21 protein-coding genes are annotated in these 21117 nt (G+C 44.7%); 9 read left to right on the top strand and 12 right to left on the bottom strand.

Annotated elements, in window-relative coordinates:
- Positions 1-24: 24 nt before the first annotated feature.
- Together ilvN and ilvB are read right to left on the bottom strand one after the other, a co-directional pair.
- Positions 25-510, bottom strand: a complete 486-nt coding sequence (ilvN, locus tag ACK8P5_RS20010; RefSeq protein ID WP_422661527.1) for an acetolactate synthase small subunit — start codon at positions 508-510, stop codon at positions 25-27.
- A 4-nt stretch (positions 511-514) separates the two neighbouring features.
- On the bottom strand, positions 515-2257 hold the full coding sequence (ilvB, locus tag ACK8P5_RS20015) for a biosynthetic-type acetolactate synthase large subunit (protein ID WP_422658007.1): 1743 nt from the start codon (positions 2255-2257) through the stop codon (positions 515-517).
- Between the two features lie 599 nt (positions 2258-2856).
- On the opposite strand from ilvB, the gene ACK8P5_RS20020 reads away from it, so the two are divergent.
- Complete coding sequence (locus ACK8P5_RS20020; RefSeq protein ID WP_422658008.1) at positions 2857-3300, top strand: GNAT family N-acetyltransferase; 444 nt, start codon at positions 2857-2859, stop codon at positions 3298-3300.
- Positions 3301-3305: 5 nt separating this feature from the next.
- Here ACK8P5_RS20020 and ACK8P5_RS20025 read toward each other — a convergent pair whose 3' ends face one another.
- The 5 genes from ACK8P5_RS20025 to ACK8P5_RS20045 all read right to left on the bottom strand — a co-directional run bounded on the left by ACK8P5_RS20025 (position 3306) and on the right by ACK8P5_RS20045 (position 6412).
- Positions 3306-3638 (bottom strand): hypothetical protein, encoded by a 333-nt coding sequence (locus ACK8P5_RS20025; protein WP_422658009.1) that lies wholly within the window; start codon positions 3636-3638, stop codon positions 3306-3308.
- 142 nt (positions 3639-3780) lie between these two features.
- On the bottom strand, positions 3781-4140 hold the full coding sequence (gene rplT / locus ACK8P5_RS20030) for a 50S ribosomal protein L20 (protein ID WP_422658010.1): 360 nt from the start codon (positions 4138-4140) through the stop codon (positions 3781-3783).
- A 30-nt stretch (positions 4141-4170) separates the two neighbouring features.
- Positions 4171-4371 (bottom strand): 50S ribosomal protein L35, encoded by a 201-nt coding sequence (gene rpmI / locus ACK8P5_RS20035; RefSeq protein WP_046678638.1) that lies wholly within the window; start codon positions 4369-4371, stop codon positions 4171-4173.
- Positions 4372-4399: 28 nt separating this feature from the next.
- The gene (gene infC, locus ACK8P5_RS20040) at positions 4400-4894 is read right to left on the bottom strand and encodes a translation initiation factor IF-3 (RefSeq protein WP_422658011.1); all 495 of its coding nucleotides are present in this window, start codon (positions 4892-4894) and stop codon (positions 4400-4402) included.
- A 279-nt stretch (positions 4895-5173) separates the two neighbouring features.
- Complete coding sequence (locus ACK8P5_RS20045; RefSeq protein ID WP_422658012.1) at positions 5174-6412, bottom strand: glycosyltransferase family 2 protein; 1239 nt, start codon at positions 6410-6412, stop codon at positions 5174-5176.
- A 750-nt stretch (positions 6413-7162) separates the two neighbouring features.
- On the opposite strand from ACK8P5_RS20045, the gene ACK8P5_RS20050 reads away from it, so the two are divergent.
- Positions 7163-8290, top strand: coding sequence for an MGDG synthase family glycosyltransferase (locus ACK8P5_RS20050; protein ID WP_422658013.1), 1128 nt, complete (start codon positions 7163-7165; stop codon positions 8288-8290).
- A 104-nt stretch (positions 8291-8394) separates the two neighbouring features.
- On the opposite strand, the gene trmB is transcribed toward ACK8P5_RS20050, so the two are convergent.
- Both trmB and ACK8P5_RS20060 read right to left on the bottom strand, forming a co-directional pair.
- On the bottom strand, positions 8395-9108 hold the full coding sequence (gene trmB / locus ACK8P5_RS20055; RefSeq protein WP_422658014.1) for a tRNA (guanosine(46)-N7)-methyltransferase TrmB: 714 nt from the start codon (positions 9106-9108) through the stop codon (positions 8395-8397).
- A gap of 178 nt (positions 9109-9286) precedes the next feature.
- The gene (locus ACK8P5_RS20060) at positions 9287-9472 is read right to left on the bottom strand and encodes a hypothetical protein (protein WP_422658015.1); all 186 of its coding nucleotides are present in this window, start codon (positions 9470-9472) and stop codon (positions 9287-9289) included.
- A gap of 257 nt (positions 9473-9729) precedes the next feature.
- Here ACK8P5_RS20060 and ACK8P5_RS20065 point away from each other — a divergent pair, with 257 nt between their 5' ends.
- From ACK8P5_RS20065 to ACK8P5_RS20090, 6 genes are all read left to right on the top strand, one after another.
- The gene (locus ACK8P5_RS20065; RefSeq protein ID WP_422658016.1) at positions 9730-10683 is read left to right on the top strand and encodes a TIGR01212 family radical SAM protein; all 954 of its coding nucleotides are present in this window, start codon (positions 9730-9732) and stop codon (positions 10681-10683) included.
- Positions 10683-11273, top strand: a complete 591-nt coding sequence (locus ACK8P5_RS20070; RefSeq protein WP_422658017.1) for a class I SAM-dependent methyltransferase — start codon at positions 10683-10685, stop codon at positions 11271-11273. The genes ACK8P5_RS20065 and ACK8P5_RS20070 overlap by 1 nt, the downstream gene beginning before the upstream one ends.
- A 63-nt stretch (positions 11274-11336) precedes the next feature.
- Positions 11337-12305: a type I phosphomannose isomerase catalytic subunit gene (locus ACK8P5_RS20075; protein ID WP_422658018.1), complete on the top strand. Its 969-nt coding sequence runs from the start codon at positions 11337-11339 to the stop codon at positions 12303-12305.
- 60 nt (positions 12306-12365) lie between these two features.
- Positions 12366-13328: an alpha/beta fold hydrolase gene (locus tag ACK8P5_RS20080; protein ID WP_422658019.1), complete on the top strand. Its 963-nt coding sequence runs from the start codon at positions 12366-12368 to the stop codon at positions 13326-13328.
- Between the two features lie 268 nt (positions 13329-13596).
- Positions 13597-13926 carry an ArsR/SmtB family transcription factor gene (locus tag ACK8P5_RS20085; RefSeq protein WP_422658020.1) on the top strand — a complete coding sequence of 110 codons (330 nt, stop codon included), beginning with the start codon at positions 13597-13599 and terminating at the stop codon, positions 13924-13926.
- A gap of 42 nt (positions 13927-13968) precedes the next feature.
- On the top strand, positions 13969-15708 hold the full coding sequence (locus ACK8P5_RS20090; RefSeq protein ID WP_422658021.1) for a SulP family inorganic anion transporter: 1740 nt from the start codon (positions 13969-13971) through the stop codon (positions 15706-15708).
- A 155-nt stretch (positions 15709-15863) separates the two neighbouring features.
- Here ACK8P5_RS20090 and ACK8P5_RS20095 read toward each other — a convergent pair whose 3' ends face one another.
- The 3 genes from ACK8P5_RS20095 to recQ form a co-directional block, all read right to left on the bottom strand.
- Complete coding sequence (locus ACK8P5_RS20095; RefSeq protein WP_422658022.1) at positions 15864-16049, bottom strand: hypothetical protein; 186 nt, start codon at positions 16047-16049, stop codon at positions 15864-15866.
- Positions 16050-16094: 45 nt separating this feature from the next.
- Positions 16095-17858 carry a B12-binding domain-containing radical SAM protein gene (locus tag ACK8P5_RS20100; protein WP_422658023.1) on the bottom strand — a complete coding sequence of 588 codons (1764 nt, stop codon included), beginning with the start codon at positions 17856-17858 and terminating at the stop codon, positions 16095-16097.
- Positions 17859-17960: 102 nt separating this feature from the next.
- Positions 17961-19838 carry a DNA helicase RecQ gene (recQ, locus tag ACK8P5_RS20105; RefSeq protein ID WP_422658024.1) on the bottom strand — a complete coding sequence of 626 codons (1878 nt, stop codon included), beginning with the start codon at positions 19836-19838 and terminating at the stop codon, positions 17961-17963.
- A 202-nt stretch (positions 19839-20040) separates the two neighbouring features.
- On the opposite strand from recQ, the gene ACK8P5_RS20110 reads away from it, so the two are divergent.
- Positions 20041-21108 carry an RluA family pseudouridine synthase gene (locus ACK8P5_RS20110; RefSeq protein ID WP_422658025.1) on the top strand — a complete coding sequence of 356 codons (1068 nt, stop codon included), beginning with the start codon at positions 20041-20043 and terminating at the stop codon, positions 21106-21108.
- The last annotated feature ends 9 nt before the right edge of the window (positions 21109-21117 follow it).

Consider the following 21117-nt stretch of genomic DNA (forward strand, 5'->3'; position numbering starts at 1 on the left):
AATCGTTATAAAAATATCCAGCTATTAAGCGTTACCGCGAATCATTGCGGTCGTACCTGTACGAGTTAATTCCTTAATTCCATATGGCTTAAGCAGTTCGATCATCGCATCAATCTTCCCGGTGTCACCAACCACTTGAATCATCATGTTCACGGCTCCGATATCGACAACAGAAGCACGGAATGTATCTACTACACCAAGTATTTCCGGTCTTGCTGCTGGCTCTGCCTTCACCTTAATCAAAGCTAGCTCTCTTGCAACCATTGGCTTCGAACTCAGGTTAATAACTTTGATAACATCGATCAGCTTGTAAAGCTGCTTCTCGATTTGTTCGAGCGTTGTGTCATCTCCCGTAGTAACAATAACCATACGTGACAGACCCACTTCTTCCGATTGGCCCACCGTGATGCTCTCAATGTTAAAGCCTCTGCGGCCGAACAATCCAGCAACCCGTTGCAGGACGCCAGGCTGATCGTTTACGAGTACGGCAATGGTATGTTTTAAACTCATCATCTTACGCATCCCCCATCAGCATTTGATCAATTGTTGAGCCTTGGGTTACCATCGGATATACATTTTCGCCTTTTTCTACTACGAAATCGATTAGTACAGGTCCAGGAGTTTCCATGGCTTCTGCCCAAGCGGCACGTGCTTCTTCTTTCGTTGTAGCTCTCAAGCCTTTCACTCCGTAAGCTTCTGCAAGCTTCACAAAATCTGGGCTTCCCGAAAGATCGATGTGACTGTAACGATTGTCATAGATCAGTTCCTGCCACTGACGAACCATTCCAAGCACCTGATTGTTAATGACAACAATCTTTACAGGAATGTTGTTGATAGCACAGATCGCAAGTTCTTGCGAGCACATCTGCATTCCACCATCACCATTAATCGAGATAACTAACCGATCAGGGTGAGCCATTTGAGCACCAATCGCTGAAGGGAATCCAAAGCCCATTGTTCCAAGGCCTCCGGATGTGATCCACGAACGCGGTTGATTGAACTTGTAATATTGAGCTGACCACATCTGATGCTGACCAACATCTGTAGTTACAATCGCTTCACCTTTCGTCGTTTCATTCAGCATTTCGATAACCCACTGCGGTTTCAAAACCGTATCGGAATCCGTATATTTATACGGGTACTCTGCCTTCCACTTCCTGATCTGCTCTCTCCAAGCATCTGCCTTTGCCGCAGTAGGTGCATCTGGATTAAGCATCTCAAGTACGGTTTTAACATCCCCGACAATTGGAATGTCGGTTGGCACGTTTTTGCCGATTTCGGCAGGATCGATATCGATATGGACGATTTTTGCATGAGGAGCGAATCCATCAAGCTTACCCGTTACCCGGTCATCAAATCGTGCTCCAATGTTAATCAACAAGTCACAGTTCTGAATCGCTTGGTTGGATGTATACGTTCCATGCATCCCCGGCATTCCCGTCCATAGCTCGTGTCCACTAGGGAAAGCACCAAGACCAAGCAGCGTTGTCGTAATCGGAATTTCTGTCCGCTTTACGAATTCGTACAGTTCTTCATGTGCTCCGGAGTAGATTACTCCCCCACCTGCAAGAATCATTGGCCGCTCTGCATCTTCAATCGCTCGGCATAATTTCTCAAGCTGCAAGCGATTCGGTACGGTACGCGGATTGTAACCTCTTAGGTTAATATGTTCACCTGGGTTAAATAGCGCTTTAGCTGCAGATACATCTTTCGGAATGTCGATCAGTACAGGTCCTTTTCGCCCTGTATTCGCGATGTGAAAGGCTTCATGGATGACTCGCGGCAAGTCCTCAACATCTCGAACCAAATAGCTGTGTTTCGTGATCGGCATCGTAATACCAGTAATGTCTGCTTCTTGGAAAGCATCCGTTCCGATCAGTGTTGTTGCCACGTTACCCGTGATAACAACCATAGGAACCGAATCCATATAAGCTGTTGCAATCCCAGTTACGAGGTTCGTTGCCCCCGGCCCTGATGTTGCGATGCAGACGCCGACTTGACCACTTGCACGGGCATAACCATCAGCCGCATGAATTGCTCCTTGTTCATGACGAGTCAAGACATGCTTGAAATCCTCAAATCCATACATGGCATCGTAGATGTATAGTACGGCTCCCCCAGGATATCCAAAGACACATTCGACACCTTCCAAAAGAAGGCTCCGAAGCAAGATTTCCGATCCGGTAATCACTTCGGGCTTCATCCATTTCTCACGTAGTTGTTCTGTAGACCGCACTTCTGGAGTTTGCGCGCTCATCAGTCATCCTCCTCTCAAATATTGGGTCTTTCCCAAAGCATGAATAACAAAAAAACCTTCCGCCCTCCACACCGGACTTCTCCGTGTGAGGGACGAAAGGTTTAGCTTCCGTGGTACCACCCATGTTTGCTTCACATCTCGCAATGCAAAGCCTCAGCAGGTATGAAGCGGCAGTTAACACACCATTGCTTCAATATCTGCGGTTCGTAACGAGAACCAGACGATTTCCCCTAATAGACACTGTCATGTTAATGCGTTGAAGTATCAGACACGCGTTTTTCAGGGAAACAGCTCCGAGGTGAGCTCGTATAAAAGGGGTTTTGGTGGTGGTTGCAGCTGATCCATCCACTCTCTGAGCAAAAGAGCCCTTTAAACTTCGTCCTCTTCATAGCCGATTGAATTATTCGTTAAAATGTTTAGGAACATTATAAGATTCATTTATTCGAGAAGTCAACACATTTATTTTACTTTATGTGCCAACTCTTCACGCTTTCCCTATTCATAACCCCTAGTTTGAATCATGCTAACACGCTCCCAACCCTTACCACATATGATAATTCGAGAATTGTTTAACGGCGGTGAAGGGAGGTTTAAATTTTATGATTCGCTACCGAAATCCCCAGCTAGATGACCCTATTATTTTACAATTAATTGAATCGCAACTCGTTCCCCTATCCCATCTTAATCCAAAGGAATTAGACCTGATCCGCAAAGAAATACCGACCAGACTCCGCCGAGGTGTCACTTTTGTTGCAACAAAAAATCGGGAGGAAAAAGCCTCAGCTTTTGTCCATTTCATGCTTCACGGTGAGCTGTTATATATCGACATGCTAGCAGTTGCACCATCCGCTCAGCGGAAGCGTCTAGGCATCTCCTTAATGGAGCAAGCAGAGAACTTTGCTCTATCTCGAGGATGCAAAAGAGCCAAGGTAATGGTCGATGTGGGCAATGACAAAGGACTCTCCTTTTATCAAAAGCTGGGATACAAGATTATACGTATGATAACAACCAGTCATTGCTACGAAATGGAGAAAATCTGGTGACCCAATCACCAGAAAAACCCACCACCTGGGTATCCTCCAAAACCATAGCCACCACCAAATCCAGGGCCATACCCTGGTCCTGGACCCGGGTAACCACCATAACCAGGTCCATATCCTCCAAATGCAAACGGTGCGGTTCCTATAGCCAGCAAATCAAACAGAACAAGTGGTAAAATCGCCTTTGTCTTAACCTTTTTTCCTTTTTCAGATACAAGCACAAGACGGTCTCCAGAAATTCGAACGAGCTTACCGGTCACAAAGCCCCCGTCTTTTTTATAAGCAATAATTTCTTTACCCACGTATTGTTTAACCTCAGCTTTACTGACAGGCTTATGCATAAGATCCCTCCTTCATATACAGTTCAGTCTATTCCTAAGAAGAATGTCACGCTTGTTTTATCGCCCTGTGCCAAGTATAAAAAAGGCGGAAAACAAAAAAAGAACCGTCGAGAAATCGACGGTTCTTCTTTATGTTTATATCTTACGCGTTAATTTTTTCTTTTGCTACAGTAGCCAAAGAGTTGAACGCAGTCAGGTCATTTACAGCAAGATCAGCCAGCATTTTGCGGTTGATATCTACACCAGCCAATTTCAGGCCATGCATCATTTTGCTATAAGACAAACCATTTACGCGTGCAGCAGCATTGATACGTACGATCCACAATCTGCGGAAATTACGTTTTGTCTGACGACGGTCACGGTATGCGTATACCAAGGATTTCATTACCTGCTCGTTAGCAGTTTTAAAAATACGGTGTTTAGAACCGAAATAACCTTTAGCAAGTTTCAATACTTTTTTATGTCTACGACGAACAACGAATCCGCCTTTAACTCGTGCCATATTAAAAGACCTCCCAATAATTGTTGTTTACTATTTCAAGTTAGCCAAGCCTTGTTTCAAACGTTTAACATCTCCAGGTGCCATTACAGGGCTAGTCCCGAGGACACGCTTCGCACGCTTGGATTTGTGGGAAAGCAAATGGTTTTTGTAAGCTTTGTAACGTTTCACTTTACCAGTACCGGTAATTTTAAAGCGGCCTTTCAGGCTGCTGTGTGTTTTCATTTTAGGCATAGTAACAACTTCCTCCTCATAATGTCTCTTAGGCTTTAGGAGCCAAGATCATAATCATGCTGCGGCCTTCCAGCTTAGGCTGGCGCTCCACCACGCACAGATCAGCAACTTCAGTTTTAACGCGCTCCAAAATCTTCTGGCCAATGTTGGCATGAGTGATTTCACGACCGCGGAAACGCACGGAGCATTTCACCTTGTCGCCTTCGTTCAAAAACTTCACGACATTGCGGAACTTCGTTTGGTAATCGTGCTCCTCAATGTTAGCTCGGAACCATACTTCCTTGATATCAACGATTTTCTGGTTCTTACGGGCTTCTTTCTCTTTCTTCTGCTGCTCATAGCGGAATTTTCCGTAGTCCATGATGCGGCATACAGGCGGTTTAGCCTGAGGAGCCACGTTCACCAGGTCAAGATTAAGATCAATTGCCATTTGAAGCGCTTCGCGAGTCGATTTAATACCAATCTGTTCGCCCTCTGCACCAACCAAACGTACTTCCTTCGCCCGAATTTCGTCATTGATCATATGTTCCTTACTGATAGTACTCCACCTCCAAATATATTAATTCTATTGTCATATGACAAAAATAAAGGGATACCGATTCAATCACCGGCATCCCTATTTGATACACATCTCAAAAAATGAAGTTTATTCATTCATAGATTTCGTGATCAAACCAGCCAACATCTTGTCGGTCAGGTGAGAAGCGGTGCTTCTGCTTGCAATCAGTATTCAGTTCAACACCAAAACATTGTACCATGCCATCACGCGATAGTCAACACTTTTTTGATGTTATAACTTTATTTAGCCTTGCTTGCTCTGAACTTCTTCCAAACGAACCACACGTGTATGCTCGGTATGACTCCACTGTTTGTTATTTTGTGTGAAGAAAGCATAAACCGTAATCGGATACCAAGACAACAGGTATACCGGGAATAGAATCAGATAAGCATAAACTTTCTTAAACGTTACCTTCTCCAAAATCATAGCGATCATGAATGTAAAGATATTCGCAGCAATCGCTGTGAAGCTAAGCCATATCGGCAGATACCCATATAAATTAGCAATATGAGGGCCACCAAATAGAGCAGCATCAGCCCACAGTATCGCAGTTAATATAAACGTGAGCAGCACGATATATACATTGAGACCATAAAGTGCGAGATCGAGCTTGATAATGCTTCGTTCTTTAATCGCACGCCAGATCAGCGGGAAGAAATAACGGCGCGCAACCGTAAAGTGGCCCTGCATCCAACGCAAACGTTGTCTTGCGGAAGCTTTAAATGTCAGAGGTTTCTCGTCAAACACCTTCGCATCGTAGTTGAATTTCGGATAAATACCACGCATTGCGCTGCGCATTGTAAACTCCAAATCCTCAACGAGGCTTGTTGCTCCCCAACCAATTTCCTTGAGCAGGTTCGTCTCGAAGCACATACCCGTACCACCAAGGAAGTTAGCCATATTCAAGTTGTGACGGGATAACTGCCACAGACGGTTGATGTACCAATAGGACACACCATACGCAGCGGTAATCCATGAATCCTCAGGATTCTTCGTATCGATGTAGCCCTGGATAACCTTCGCTCCAGAACAAAGATCATTGTTCATTTCAGTCAGGAAGTCTGGGTGTGCCAAGTTATCGGCATCAAACATAACAACCGCATCGTACTGTCTAGGCATAGCCCACAATTCCTTCAGCATCCATTCGATCGCATAACCTTTACCACGGAGATTCTGATTCGTACGAACACAAGCATTCATTCCATGCTCACGTACAATGGCTGCCGTCCGGTCTGTACAGTTATCACAAATAACGAACACTTCGTATAGATCTTTTGGATAGTTAAGCTGCTTTAGATTTTCCATTAAAGCCCCGACTACTTGCTCTTCATTATGGGCTGCAACGAGCACCGCAAATGATTTTGTCGGTTCGAAATTTTTCTTTTTCTTTTTCTTGTACAGTCCAAATAAAGAGAATGCAAACTGGTACACACCAACCGCGGCTAAAAAAAGTTGAAGCGCGATAAAGATGGCGTCTGTCATGATTCTCCAAAACCCCCTTTTTTACCTCGAGAATGTAATGTTTTTTTCTATTTCTCTTAGTTTCTGTTTTCTTTCATGACCCTTTGTAACTGTCTTTGTTTAACGGCATAGCTCCAGTGTCACAGAACTGTTTCGCACGTCATATCGATTTTCCACACTTTAAGATCATTTGTCAAAAGCGTGAATAGCTCTAATTTCGAGGTATCTTGTTAAAAAGAGCTTCGCTCGCTTTCAGCATGCCAGCAAGCTTCGATTCAAACGGCATTAGTTCTTATTTTCATCTGTTTTCTTGTTTTTTATTTCTCTGCATGCCTTTTTTCTCAGAATTTTTTTTGTCCGCCACTTCTTAGACGGAATAAATGGTTAAAAAGTTTGTTTCAGACTCCAAGTCTTTTTAAACTTTTTGCAGCTCATTTGAATCATTGTAGCGGTAACTCTACTCCAAGTCAAAAGTCTATAGACCTCTATTTTCGTCAAAGTTCGAATCGCTCATCCTTACTTTTTCACACATGAAATACCCATTTGACCATTCACCACATAGCGAGTTGGGATAACAGGACCCAAGACCTTGGTCCTTGGCTATGATGATTATCATTCCATAAATTGGCGAATGGTGACATTACTCCAATGGGTCATATTGTGAATAAAACCTTTTCATACGTATGTCGGGCTCATATCGGTTGCATTCTTTTCTTAAAGTCGATATGTTATGGATAATGAATAACGCTGCAGGAACGGGTGAAATAAAGAGTGGCAAAAAAAAGAGTATTACTGTTATCGGAGGGCTTTGGCGCCGGCCATACACAGGCCGCTCATGCGCTCTCCAGCAGTTTACGGCAGTTATCGCCAAACATTCAAACAAGGGTGATGGAGCTCGGAAGCTTCCTTAATCCGAAGATAGCTCCCTTAATCATATCGGCCTATCGTAAGACACTTACGTCCCAGCCGCGACTAATTGGTTACATGTATCGTCATCAAAAATCCTTCAATCGGTTCACTACACTTGCGTTGCACCGAATCTTCTATACGAGTACTAAAAATGTTGTCCAGCAGTTACGCCCCGACATCATCGTGTGTACACACTTCATCCCGAGTGCTGTTATTTCACGCCTTAAGCGCCTAGGTACCAATGTTCCGCTATGTACGGTCATAACAGACTATGACGCGCATGATACTTGGATCAGTCCAGAGGTTGATCGATATTTCGTTTCGACTCAAGAAGTGAAACACAAGCTGCTAAACCGCGGGGTATCCCAAGCTAAAATTCAGGTGACTGGTATCCCCATCCATCCTGACTTCTGGGAGCGACCAAGCAAAGAGGATATCCGTCAAAAATTCAACCTCTCTAATATGCCTACGGTTCTTGTCATGGGCGGCGGCTGGGGAATGATGAATGATCAGGTCGTTCATGAATATTTGACCAGATGGCGCGAAGAAATACAGGTCATATTCTGCTTCGGTAATAATGACGATGCCCGTATTGAAATGGAGAACAACCCACGTTATCAACACCCAAATATCCGCTTGTTCGGCTTTACTCGTGAAGTGGATAAGCTGATGGAGGTTTCCGATCTGCTCGTAACCAAGCCAGGCGGAATGACGTGTACAGAAGGCCTCGCTAAAGGAATTCCGATGTTGTTTCACCACCCTTTACCAGGACAAGAAGAAGAAAATTTCCACTACTTTACAGCGCAGGGACTTGGCGAACCCATTGTGTCCCTGGAAGTGATCGGTAAATGGATGAACATGCTAATCAATCAATATGATCTTATCGTCAAGCGTCGTTCACAAAATTTGGAGAATATTCAACGATATCACCCGATGCAAAGCGCACGGAGTATTATCGATATGCTGGAAAATGAAAAGGTGCACTCCTGACATAGGAGGCACCTTTTTGAGTTCCGAAGAATAATATCTTCTATTATAATGCATGCAAGCGCTATCATTCATCTTCTCCACGTTTAGAGATGCATGAACTTCACTTATTTTCCATATTTTGATAGACGTTCTGTTTGATACTCCGAAAGTGCTTGTTGACCTATAATCACTTCACAACGGTGAATCTTCACACCTTGTCCAACGAATTTGGTCTCATACTCCGTCATTACAAATTCCTCATTCAATCCATCCCGGTGAAGATCGAGTGAAATGTTGGTCATTTGCAAACCGTAGTCTGCGAATGAGTTTAAAGAGAATTCAAATAAGCTCACAGAATCTGTCTTAAAATGAATCTGACCACGTTCGTTCAGAATAACGCTATATTTATCAAGAAATCTTGGGTGCGTCAGACGGCGGCGACCATGCTTGGTCTTAGGCCATGGATCACTGAAATTCAAATATATGCGCTCAATTTCACCAGGCTCAAACACGTCCTCCACATTCTCGATGTTCATCAAAGCAAGCTTTAAATTCGGAGGTGTCTCCACTCCTTCGCCTGCCCAAGCATTACGTCCCTTCTCGCTAGCACGACGGATCAACTCATCGTACATATCCACACCGATAAAATTCACATCTTGGTGCTTATAACTCATCTGGCTGATAAATTGCCCTTTGCCCATACCGAATTCAACATGAATCGGTTTATCATTACCAAATAAAGAAGCCCACTTCCCTTTATATTGCCGGGGATCCAGAACCACCAAATCCTCCTGCTGCTCCAGATTTTCCCGGATTCCTTTTCTTCCACGTAGACGCATGATATACCTCCGAAACTTATCCTATTAGTTGACTCTACTGAAATATTGTGACGAAGTTACACCCAAAAGTAAAGAGCCAAAAGAAAAAGGAACCTCTATCTTTTGCATATAGCAAAAAAAGGTTCCCTTTTCTTTATATTTGGAATTGGGGTTCCGCGATAGTTAAACTGTGAGTCGTTTACCTTTGTTCAATTGCAAAATCAAATGTCTTCTCGAATGCAGCCCGAATCTTGCGCTTCGCTGAAGCCTTGATCTCATGATTTGCATTAAACTCTACTCCTGTCAAAGCCAAGGCTTCATCCGGGGTAAACTCCACAGCGATACTTTTCTTAGGATCACTCTTGGTGGTTGGCGTTGAATTCATTCTAATCACCTCATGGTCATAGTATATCCACGAAATAACATAAATATGAATTCCACTTAATTGTTATTTAATTAACCAATCTTTGTTGTTGTGAATCCGTTACTTTTATAATAAATATAGCAATTTCATGAAATGCGATCAAGTGACGGAAATGCGAAGTTTGTGTCGAATGACGTAAATATCTCTTTTTTGATACAATAGATAATAATTTGATTTACGTAGTGTGATACATCCAATCGAATTAAAAAGGAGCAAACATGAATACACCTCTCACCCCCGCCCCGTTGCTATGGGGCGATAAACGATTTCATACATGGAATTATGAAATGCGCAGCCAGTTTCAGGAAAAAGTCTTCAAGGTTATGCTTGATGCTGGCTTCACATGCCCGAACCGTGATGGCACAATTGCGAAAGGTGGATGCACCTTCTGTAGTGCCAGAGGATCTGGCGATTTTGCTGGTCGCAGACGTGATGATCTGGTCACTCAATTTAACACCATTCGGGACAAGCAGCACCAGAAATGGCCTCAGGCGAAATATATTGGATATTTTCAAGCATATACTAACACCTATGCACCTGTAGAGGAGCTGCGCGAATATTTCGAAGTCATCCTGCAACAGCCTGGAGTGGTAGGCTTATCTATTGCAACTCGTCCTGATTGTCTTCCAGATGATGTCGTTGAGTATCTAGCGGAGCTGAATGAGCGTACCTATTTATGGGTCGAAATGGGACTCCAGACGATACATGACTCCACTTCTGAGCTCATTAACCGTGCACATGATACCGAATGTTATCTCGAGGCCGTCCAGAAGCTACGCAAGCACAACATTCGCGTATGCACACACATCATCTACGGACTCCCTCAAGAGAGTCACGAGATGATGCTGGATACCGGACGTGCGGTTGCCAATATGGACGTGCAAGGTATAAAGATTCACCTCTTGCACCTAATGCGCAAAACACCAATGGTGAAGCAGTATGAAGCAGGTCTTCTTCGCTTCCTAGAACAAGATGAGTATATTAAGCTCATCGTTGATACATTAGAATTTTTGCCGCCAGAGATGATTGTTCACCGCCTGACAGGAGATGCACCTCGAGATTTATTAATCGGACCCACATGGAGCTTGAAGAAATGGGAAGTGCTTAATTCTATTGACCGCGAGCTAAAAGAACGTGACACCTGGCAAGGTAAGATGTGGAGGAAATTCTAATGGGCTTTTTATCTGTTCTAAGTTTTGCCCACAAGCTTGCAGAAGGACGTCTTCATCCGGGTGGATTCGCTGTGGATGCCACAGCGGGGACTGGGGCAGACACACTGTTCCTTGCCAAGCTGGCTGGTCCACGCGGTCAGGTATTTGCTTTTGACATCCAGAAAGAAGCTTTAGAGCTGACCCAGCGCAGACTATCGAAGGAATCAGGCGAACGATTAGCAAATGTCTCCTTATACCAGGACAGTCACTCCAACATGAAGGAATGTATCCCGGTTGAGTACCACGGAAAAATCTCAGTGATCATGTTCAATCTCGGTTACCTGCCTTCTGAACAAGCGGATAAACATATCATTACCTTGACCGATAGCACCCTTTCTGCACTCGAAGCTAGCTTAGAACTGCTTGCTCCTGGAGGTGTTGTAACGATCGTTCTATATCCTGGTCATGAAGGTGGAGAACAAGAAGCCGCCGCTGTAGAAGCATGGGCTTCTGCTCTCCCCCAGCGTACAGCCCAAGCTATCGTGTATCGAGGCATCCAACGTCCAAATGCACCTTACCTTATTGCGCTTGAACGAAAGAAGCCGTTATGATAGCAGTAAGCTTTTTTAGCTATCATATCCAATACTATGTTTTTGAAAGGTAGATGAAGCATCATGACAAAACCGTATCCTTTATTATTTCAACCTGAATTCAAAGAACGTGTATGGGGCGGACGTGCCCTTGAGCAGTTCGGTCTTAATATTCCGGAAGGTCATATCGGCGAAGGCTGGATGATTGCTGATCATCCAAACGGTACGACTTCCGTTGTAAATGGTGAGCTTGCAGGACTTGGTCTAGACCAAGTTCGTGAACAACTTGGCTCTGAATGGTTCGGTAAGAAAGGCTTCTCTGAGGTTAACGGTCGTTTCCCTCTCCTGATCAAGCTACTCGACTGTAATGATGATCTGTCCGTTCAAGTGCACCCAACTGATGATTATGAAGGACTACCTAAAGGCGAATTGGGCAAAACTGAAATGTGGTACGTACTGGACGCGAAACCTGATGCCAAAATCATCTATGGTCTGAAAGAAGGCGTTACTCGTGAGGATCTAAGACATGCCCTTGAAAGTGGTAAAGTCATGGATTCCCTGCAAGAGGTACCTGTAAAAGCTGGCGATACATTCTACATACCAGCCGGAACAGTTCATGCACTCTGTGCTGGCGTTGTCGTAGCAGAAATCCAGCAGAACTCGGATACAACTTACCGCATATACGATTACAACCGTCCAGGTCTAGATGGTAAGCCTCGTGAGCTTCATATTGAGGATTCCTTGAATGTAACCGCATATGAGGGCTCTGGCGCTACAACGATGAGCACTGAAGGTGCAGTCGCAGGTGAATGGTTACAGCTTGCTAAGTCGCCGTATTTCATCGTTGAAAAAGGAATCGTTGATGGTCCTTGGAACCTCACAACAACAGAAGATAGCTTCACCATCCTAGTCATGTGTGACGGCGAGGGCACCCTGAAATGGGATGGCGGTTCCCAAGCATACACATCCGGACAATGCTTCCTGCTACCTGCAAACCTTGGAGCTTATACACTGGAAGGAAATTCAACAGTTCTTCGTTCTTATCTGCCTTAATTCTGTTTAGGATATAAGTAGGCTGGTAATAAATCGTTTTGTGGAGGTGCCGTAAAAGCGATGCAGTCCGAGACGTTTACAATGCTCAACAATCAGGCCATGAACATCTTTGTGTATCAATGGCTTCCTGATCCGGGTACGAGCATCAAAGCTGTCCTTCAAATCGTTCACGGCGTTAGTGAAACAGGAGCCAGGTATGCGGAACTTGCTGCTCTGCTTACACAGCATGGTTACGCTGTCTACGCCGATGATCATAGGGGACATGGGAGGACAGCTGAAAGTCTAGAAGCTTTAGGTGATGCTGGAGAAAACGGTTTCGAAGGGATGATCGAGGATATCATCCTCTTATCAGATATCATCCATGAGCGACATGCCGATCTTCCACATTACTTACTCGGGCACAGTATGGGGTCTTTCATCACACAAAGAATAATGTGCACCCATGCGAATCATTTTGACGGTTTCATCTTATCCGGTTCGAATGGGCCTCGCGGCTTGCTACGCTTCGGAGAATATCTTGCTGCTGCTCAGATCAGGATGAAGGGAGCTGTTCACAGGAGCGTTCTTATCAACGCGATTGTGTTCGGACCTTATAACAAAGGCTTTGGCTCGATTAAGACTCCTTTTGACTGGCTATCCAGAGATCCACAGGAAGTCGAACGTTACATCAATGACCCTTACTGCGGTCAGATATGTTCCGCTCGCTTCTTCCGGGAGTTCTTCCACTTACTCCGACAGATCCATACACCAGAAATGCTGAGTAAGCTTGTTAAAGATAAACCAGTCTTCATCTTCTCGGGCGATCAAGATCCCGTAGGTATGCACGGAAAAGGAGTTCGCAACCTTATCGATCTCTACCATAAGCTTGGTGTTAAGCATCTAGAGTACCGTCTGTATCCTGGCGGTCGTCATGAAATGCTGCATGAGATTAACCGTGATGAGGTTGCTGCAGATGTACTCGATTGGTTAGAAGGACAAGTAGCTGATCATGAGCAAACTTGTACTTCAGATCCTGTATTGTAAACTGGCACTCTCCACCATTTATTAACCGCGACATACAATACCCTTTAGTTATTAAGAGGCCGCCTAAAGATATATTCTTTTAGGCGGTTTTTTTATGCGCTCTCGAACCTGAAATATATGCATATTTCCCCACTCTTTATCGTTTCAGAAAATTACAAAGAGTTACATTTATCACTTTCAAAATGAAACAATCATGCTAACATGGTTGGCGATTCAAATCTTCAAAAATTCAGATATATAAAGATATGAAACCAAGGAGATAACCGTTATGGAACGAGGTATTCAACAGTTTAAGGCTGATTTTTTCAAAGCACTCGCTCATCCAATGCGAATCCGCATTCTTGAAATATTAAGTCAAGGGGAGCGAAATGTGAATGAACTCCAAGGAATGATTGGATCGGAAGGTTCTGCCGTCTCACAACAGCTCGCCGTACTTCGCGCTAAAAACCTCGTCAGTACGGTAAAAGAAGGTACTACCGTGATCTATTCACTGCGGGATCCTTTAATCAAGGACCTACTGGAGGTCGCTCGGCAAATATTCAACAACCATCTGGTAGAGTCCATATCCCTCTTGGAGGATATCAGTAAACAATCATAGGAATAACGTGATTCAAAAAATAAGAAAAGAAGGGTAGCTTTTATGAAATGGATGGGACAATTCAGTCATTACTCGGCAAATGCATTTCGAAAGGATCTAATTTCGGGATGTATCGTGGGGATCGTTGCCATTCCTTTAGGCATGGCTTTTGCTATTGCCTCGGGTGTTAAGCCGGAGTATGGTCTATATACAACAATTATCGCAGGCGTATTAATCTCATTACTCGGGGGCTCCAAGTACCAGATTGGGGGTCCGACCGGAGCTTTCATTCCAATCCTGCTCACTATTGTCCTTCAGTACGGTTATGAGAACCTGCTGATTGCCGGATTCTTGGCTGGTATATTTCTCGTACTCATGGGGCTTCTACGTCTAGGTTCCTTAATTCGATTCATACCCAAACCAGTCACTATTGGGTTTACTTCAGGGATTGCGGTCACCATATTCAGTGGACAAATTGGGAATTTCCTTGGGCTTCAGGGTGTAGAACGTCATGAATATTTTTTCGATAATATGAAGGAGATATTCCTACGGATTTCTTCGTTAAACTTATACAGTGTGGTCATTGCATTGATCTGTCTCGTGATACTTCTTGTCATGCCTAAATATTTACCTAAGATTCCAGCATCGCTTGTAGGCATTATCGTGACTACCTTGGTTGCTGCATGGCTATTCCCAGGTAAAGTCACAACTATAGGTTCAGCCTACGGCATTATCCCTGCTGGCTTGCCTCAGTTCACCCCTATGGAGATCACTTGGGATCGTGTTGTAATGATGATACAGCCCGCTCTCATTATTGCGATGCTTGGAAGTATTGAATCACTTCTGTCGGCTGTTGTAGCTGACGAAATGACAGGTACCAAGCATAATAGTAATCGCGAATTAATAGGACAAGGCATAGCCAATATGGCCGCCCCACTGTTTGGAGGTATTCCAGCCACTGGAGCAATTGTACGCACCGCGACAAACATTAAGAGTGGTGCGGTATCTAGAATATCAGGCGTTATTCATGGTGTTGTCGTTTTGTTGATTGTTGTACTGTTCGCTCCCTATGCCTCGAATATTCCACTCGCAAGTATGGCCCCTATTCTGATGGTCGTTGCTTGGAATATGAGTGAGCATAAATCATTTAGACAAATGCTTAAGACACGAACAGGCGACTCGCTTATTTTGCTAGTCACTTTCTTGCTGACGGTGTTTACAACTTTAACTCTAGCCGTTCAGGCTGGGCTGGCCTTAGCTGTTATCTTGTTCATTAAACGAATGAGCGGCATGCTGACTGTAAATAAAGTGTTACCAGACCACTCTTCACATAATGAAAAGGTGCAGGCGCATATTGTAACCGAAGATCACAACTGCTCTCAGATTGGTATTTATAATATTGAGGGTCCCTTATTCTTCGGTGCAACACACGCATTCGAAAGTTTCGGACAGAAGTTGCTTGCAGACCCTGAGCTTCGGGTCGTGCTACTTCGTATGGGGAACGTACCTTACATGGATACGTCCGGCGAATCGAACTTCTCCAGACTCGTTCATAGTCTCAAGGAACAAGGCGTCGTTGTTATCATCTCCGGGATCCGCCAGCAACCAATGAAGCTGCTTAAAAAGACAGGACTTCACGCCATCATTGGAGAAGAACATTTCTTCGAGCATACAGGTGAAGCTTTAAATTATGCTCTTCATAACATCCAGTATGACCGCTGTATAGCATGTACCCAGTGTGCATTCCGTGAGTGTACGGAGCTGCGCCGAGAGGGGAGGCTTCGTCAGAAGCAGATTTCCTAAGTTAGGATTGAGACCTATCGACTTAGTGGATGAAGCTCTTCATTATGTGCTGAATATGCTTCTATTAATCAACAAAAAGAAGCAGGCCGCCCAAAGCTGAATCTTTGAGCGCCTGCTTGCTTTTTATTTATTTACATGTAGTTCCTATAGATTCGTCAATTCTCAGATAGATCTCTTTCTTCGGGTGTCCGGTCAATGATGAACTCCGTAACCTCGGTATAGTCGCCTCGCTTCACTTCTTCTTCAGTCGCTTCCTCGCGAAGCATCACATTACGATCCATCCCAGGTGCAACGGTTGGTTCTTCTTCATCTTTGCGTCTAGAATTCATGTTATCTATCATGATCACCACTCCTCTACCCGTTAGATTGCCGGATCGAGGTCATTATTAAACCGTTTTTGTAAAATATTGTGGACGACCGTCCTCTGTTTGTTGGTACAAAACTACAAGCATTGTTCGGGAATCACGATCATTGTGATCAGCTGTCCCGCTCGTGCCTTGATGAATAACTTCTTCCAGATTGAAAGGAAGGACTTCAATCATCGCATGCTTCTGCAGCTCCCGTTCTCCAAGTCCAAGTTCAGCGAAACCTTCAGAGAAATCGGCTTGCTGTTCCGCCGCTTGTTTCAAATGAGTTGACCACTCCGTTTTATCCTGTACGAAATCCCACCAAATTTTGCGCGGCTTATATTTATGTCCCAGGAAATAATCGAATTTCATCAGTCCCAAGATAACCTCCATACGCGGAGTTTGACGGTTCTCGAGGAATGCTGTCAACCTTGTGAATAGATCCTCAAGCTGATGCCCAATTTTCTGCCAGCCTTGAGCTTCCCAATAATCTCCGAACTCCTGAAAGAAATCAAATGGTGATGTGAATTCATGTGCCATTAAATAATTAATTGTATGGTCCATCCGGTGGGCATTCCAATACTTCTCCAGTACATCCTCCAGACGTTTCAACTTCACAATGTCTGAGAAAGGCATTACATCACTGCCCAAAATTTCATATGGCGCATGATCCATATACGTATAGTTGTATTTATGAGCATCAATTCGCATACCGGTACCACGTAGCATCTTCAGGAAACCGAGCTGGAGCTCTTCCGGTCCGAGGGCAAACACATCATTAAATGTTTTCCGAAATGTATCATAATCCTCTAGTGGCAAGCCTGCGATCAAGTCCAGATGCTGGTCAATCTTCCCACTTGCCTTAATCATGTTAACGGTACGAGAAAGCTTGGAGAAATTCTGACGGCGCTTGACCAGCTGATTCGTCGGATCATTCGTCGATTGAACACCAATCTCGAAACGGAACACACCAGGAGGGGCATTCTCTGCCAGATACTCTAGCACCTCTGGGCGCATGATGTCAGCCGTAATCTCGAACTGGAACACACAGCCCTGATGATTTTCAATCAGAAATTGAAACATTTCCAGTGCATAATCACGTTTGATATTAAAGGTACGGTCCACGAATTTAATTAGCTTCGCTCCGTTCTCAATCAGATACAGAATATCCGACTTCGTCCGCTCAATATCGAAATAACGTACACCCACCTCGATACTCGAAAGACAGAACTGACAGTTAAACGGACATCCACGGCTTGTCTCAAAATAAACTACACGTTTGCCCAGATGGGGCACATCCTCCGCAAACCGGTGCGGTGAAGGTAGATCACTCAGCTCAGCTTTCGGACGTGGCGGGTTAATGATCACCTCATCGTTCTTCCGATAGGCTGTTCCGAACACAAGATGATATTTGCGGTCACCCTCTATCTCCTTCAAGAGATGGTTCAGCGTCTCTTCCCCTTCACCCATAATGATGAAATCGACGTTGTGTAGTCGCTCCATCCAATAGGTGGTATCATAGGATACTTCAGGTCCACCCAAAATGATCGTAACTTCTGGCATGACCTTTTTCACAATATCAATGACTTTAATAGTCTCTTCAATGTTCCAGATGTAACAGGAGAAGCCGATAACTGATGGTTTTCGAACAAACAGATCAGAGACAATATTCATCACAGGGTCTTTAATCGTATACTCAGTTAATTCAATGTCGAAATCCTTCTCACTGTATGCCTTCAAGCAGCGAATGGCGAGGGATGTATGGATGTACTTGGCGTTCAATGTGGACAAAATGACTTTCATGGTTCACGACCTTCACTAAAATTATTCCAGGATCTATATCAATCGTATCGTATACGCTAATCCTTACTTATCTCTTACTTATCGTTATTTCATCAATTTCATCTATTCATACCCAGGCTCATAATCATGATGGTCATCGCTCTCAGACTGTTTCAAGAAAAAATCCAGGAATGGCTTTCCATATTTACGGAATTTCACTTCTCCGACCCCTTTAACGTTCAGCATTTCATCCTCACTCTGCGGACAGACCACACTCATCTCACGCAAAGTCGCATCGTTAAAAATAATATAAGATGGCACGTGCTCGCGGCTTGCCAGTTCGCGGCGGATGAGACGCAGTTGTTCGAACACAGTCTCATTAACAGCTGATGGAGAGGTATCTCGCTTCCTACCGCTTCGCTGTCCTGCAGTTGTCTTAGATGGACGCGGTACCCGCTGCATCACTTCACGCTGTCCTCTCAGTACCTCAGCTGCAGCACTCTGCAGTTTCACTACAGGATACTGCCCCTCGGAAAGGGCGAGTAAACCTTCAGAGATAAGTACATTAATCGTCTCCGCGATTTCCTTCTCTGTTCGACTGGACATAACCCCATATGTAGGTAAACGGTCAAATCCGTATTCGAGCACTTTTTTGGCACGGGAGCCTTTCAGCACCGATGCGACCATCGATACGCCAAAGCGTTCACGCATTCGGTGGATACAAGAAAAAATCTTCTGTGCGTCCACTGTAATATCAATCAGTTCGCGATCGTCTGTGCAAGAACTACATGTTCCGCAGGGCTTATCTTCATGTACTTCACCGAAATAATCGAGCATCGCACTGCGGAGACAGCGTGTCGTATAACAGTAGTCGATCATCTGCTGTAACTTCCGGTATTCATTGTGCTTTCGTTCGGAATCCTGGGGATTCTGCTCAATTAGAAACTTCTGAGTCATAATATCCTGTGCACTAAACAACAAAATACATTGACTCTGCTCGCCATCTCGGCCTGCACGACCCGCCTCTTGAACGTAGGACTCCATATTTTTCGGCATGTTATAATGAATGACATATCGCACGTTTGATTTATCAATCCCCATACCAAACGCATTGGTTGCAACGATTACCCGGATATCGTCATACAGAAAAGCCTCCTGACTGGAAGCACGCTCTGCGTCACTCATCCCCGCATGATAACGTCCTGCCGACAATCCTTGTTGCTGCAGACGCTGACACAAATCATCGACTTCCTTACGTGTGGCAGCATAAATAATACCGGACTCATGCGTATGTGATGCAGCATAATCCAGTACATATTCTCGCTTGTTCTCCCCTCGTAGAACAGACATTTCCAGATTGTCACGTCCAAGGCCTGTGACGAACACTTGCGGATCCTCGAGACGAAGTAGCCGCTGCATATCCTCCATGACCTCTGGTGTGGCAGTAGCCGTAAAGGCTGCCAATATCGGACGATCCGGCAGGCCTTTCACAAAAGGAGCCACTGACAAATAGCTCGTCCGGAAATCATGTCCCCACTGAGATACACAGTGTGCTTCATCTACAGCTACGCAGGATATCTGAAGCTCTGCCATCTCATCCCTGAACCAGTCTAACTCTAACCGCTCTGGAGCTACATACAGCAGTTTCAGCTCGCCCCGCTTCGCCGCACGGATTCGATCATTCACTTCTTTACCGCTGAGTGTACTGTTAATATAAGCGGCTGAAACCCCAGCTGTCGTCAAGGCATCTACCTGATCCTTCATGAGTGAAATCAGCGGAGAGATAACGAGGGTTAATCCCGGACGCATCATCGCCGGAATTTGATAACAGATCGATTTACCTCCACCTGTAGGCATAATACCGAGCGTATCGCGGCCTTCCAGAAGGCTCGAGACAATCTTTTTCTGCCCTTCACGGAAATCGGGATAGCCGTAATACTTCTGCAAATATTCCCGCGCTGTATTTAAATCCATCGATTCGGAATAATCCAAATTTATCATATTAAAACTCCTAACTCTCACCTCTTGGTTCTTAGCACTACACTTGGCAACATGTTCTCTATCCTTTCAGTTTACCGATGTTTTCTTCAATGGGCAACCAATTCAACGAAGTTCGAAAGTGCCCCAAGCGTGAATACATGGAATTGCCCGCCAGTGCATGGTATAGTTGACTCTGAAATCAACTTCAGGATGGAGAATGACCATGGATAACAAACGTCGTCCCGCCAAGGGACCTAAATCATATAAACAACCGAATACACGCTCATCCGTATCACCAGAGCAAGGCGCTGACTATCAAGCGAACAAACCTCGTAAATCTGAAGATAACAAACGAAAATCTGGAGGGCGTCCTTATAAGGCCGGCTCTGGTAAGCCAGCTTCTAAACCGGTTCCGGCTAAAACCTATACGGTAACAGAACCAGCAGAATTGCTCACATTCCTACTAAACAACATTTCCAACTTAAGCCGTAACTCAATCAAGTCTCTTCTCGCTCGTGGACAAGTATTCGTAGATGGACAAGCGATCACGGCATACAACCACGCTCTTGTTCCGGGTCAGATGATCTCGCTCAGTAAAGATAAAGCAGCGGACAAGGTGGAGCTTATCGGTCTATCTATTCTACATGAGGATGATGACGTCATCGTTATTCAAAAAGATGCGGGTCTTCTATCCGTAGCTTCTCCAAAAGAGAATGAGATGACAGCTTACCGGCAGTTAATGGCGCATGTTCGGAGCCAAAATCCAAACGGACGTATCTTCGTTGTTCACCGTCTTGACCGCGATACCTCCGGTGTCATGATGTTTGCCAAAAGCGAACAGGTACAGCAGGCACTTCAGAATAGCTGGCAGGACACGGTGAAGGAACGCACCTATATTGCTCTTGTTGAAGGAGCCGTTAAGAAACCAGAAGATACGATTTCATCATGGCTAAAAGAAAGCAGCACACTGAGAATGTACTCGAGTCCTTATCCAAATGACGGCCAGCACGCAATCACCCATTATAAGACCATCGAATCGAACCGAAACTACTCCCTGCTCGAAGTCCATCTGGAGACGGGACGCAAAAATCAAATTCGCGTACATATGGAAGACATCGGTCATCCTATTGTAGGTGATAAAAAATACGGATCGAAATCGAAAATCATCGGCAGGCTCGGTCTTCATGCCAATGTTCTTGCCTTCATCCACCCAACCGACGGTCAGCTTATGCGATTTGAGAGCAAGGTTCCGAAATCTTTCATGTATCCGTTTCGTCAGATTCAGTCATGAACGACAGTC

Source organism: Paenibacillus sp. EC2-1 (assembly GCF_049311625.1).
Classification (GTDB): domain Bacteria; phylum Bacillota; class Bacilli; order Paenibacillales; family Paenibacillaceae; genus Paenibacillus_AQ.

Coding starts and splice junctions, on each gene's coding strand:
- ilvN (WP_422661527.1), bottom strand. CDS start 510: ATGAGTTTAAAACATACCATTGCCGTACTCGTAAACGATCAGCCTGGC.
- ilvB (WP_422658007.1), bottom strand. CDS start 2,257: ATGAGCGCGCAAACTCCAGAAGTGCGGTCTACAGAACAACTACGTGAG.
- ACK8P5_RS20020 (WP_422658008.1), top strand. CDS start 2,857: ATGATTCGCTACCGAAATCCCCAGCTAGATGACCCTATTATTTTACAA.
- ACK8P5_RS20025 (WP_422658009.1), bottom strand. CDS start 3,638: ATGCATAAGCCTGTCAGTAAAGCTGAGGTTAAACAATACGTGGGTAAA.
- rplT (WP_422658010.1), bottom strand. CDS start 4,140: ATGGCACGAGTTAAAGGCGGATTCGTTGTTCGTCGTAGACATAAAAAA.
- rpmI (WP_046678638.1), bottom strand. CDS start 4,371: ATGCCTAAAATGAAAACACACAGCAGCCTGAAAGGCCGCTTTAAAATT.
- infC (WP_422658011.1), bottom strand. CDS start 4,894: ATGATCAATGACGAAATTCGGGCGAAGGAAGTACGTTTGGTTGGTGCA.
- ACK8P5_RS20045 (WP_422658012.1), bottom strand. CDS start 6,412: ATGACAGACGCCATCTTTATCGCGCTTCAACTTTTTTTAGCCGCGGTT.
- trmB (WP_422658014.1), bottom strand. CDS start 9,108: ATGCGTCTACGTGGAAGAAAAGGAATCCGGGAAAATCTGGAGCAGCAG.
- ACK8P5_RS20060 (WP_422658015.1), bottom strand. CDS start 9,472: ATGAATTCAACGCCAACCACCAAGAGTGATCCTAAGAAAAGTATCGCT.
- ACK8P5_RS20065 (WP_422658016.1), top strand. CDS start 9,730: ATGAATACACCTCTCACCCCCGCCCCGTTGCTATGGGGCGATAAACGA.
- ACK8P5_RS20070 (WP_422658017.1), top strand. CDS start 10,683: ATGGGCTTTTTATCTGTTCTAAGTTTTGCCCACAAGCTTGCAGAAGGA.
- ACK8P5_RS20075 (WP_422658018.1), top strand. CDS start 11,337: ATGACAAAACCGTATCCTTTATTATTTCAACCTGAATTCAAAGAACGT.
- ACK8P5_RS20080 (WP_422658019.1), top strand. CDS start 12,366: ATGCAGTCCGAGACGTTTACAATGCTCAACAATCAGGCCATGAACATC.
- ACK8P5_RS20085 (WP_422658020.1), top strand. CDS start 13,597: ATGGAACGAGGTATTCAACAGTTTAAGGCTGATTTTTTCAAAGCACTC.
- ACK8P5_RS20090 (WP_422658021.1), top strand. CDS start 13,969: ATGAAATGGATGGGACAATTCAGTCATTACTCGGCAAATGCATTTCGA.
- ACK8P5_RS20095 (WP_422658022.1), bottom strand. CDS start 16,049: ATGATAGATAACATGAATTCTAGACGCAAAGATGAAGAAGAACCAACC.
- ACK8P5_RS20100 (WP_422658023.1), bottom strand. CDS start 17,858: ATGAAAGTCATTTTGTCCACATTGAACGCCAAGTACATCCATACATCC.
- recQ (WP_422658024.1), bottom strand. CDS start 19,838: ATGATAAATTTGGATTATTCCGAATCGATGGATTTAAATACAGCGCGG.
- ACK8P5_RS20110 (WP_422658025.1), top strand. CDS start 20,041: ATGGATAACAAACGTCGTCCCGCCAAGGGACCTAAATCATATAAACAA.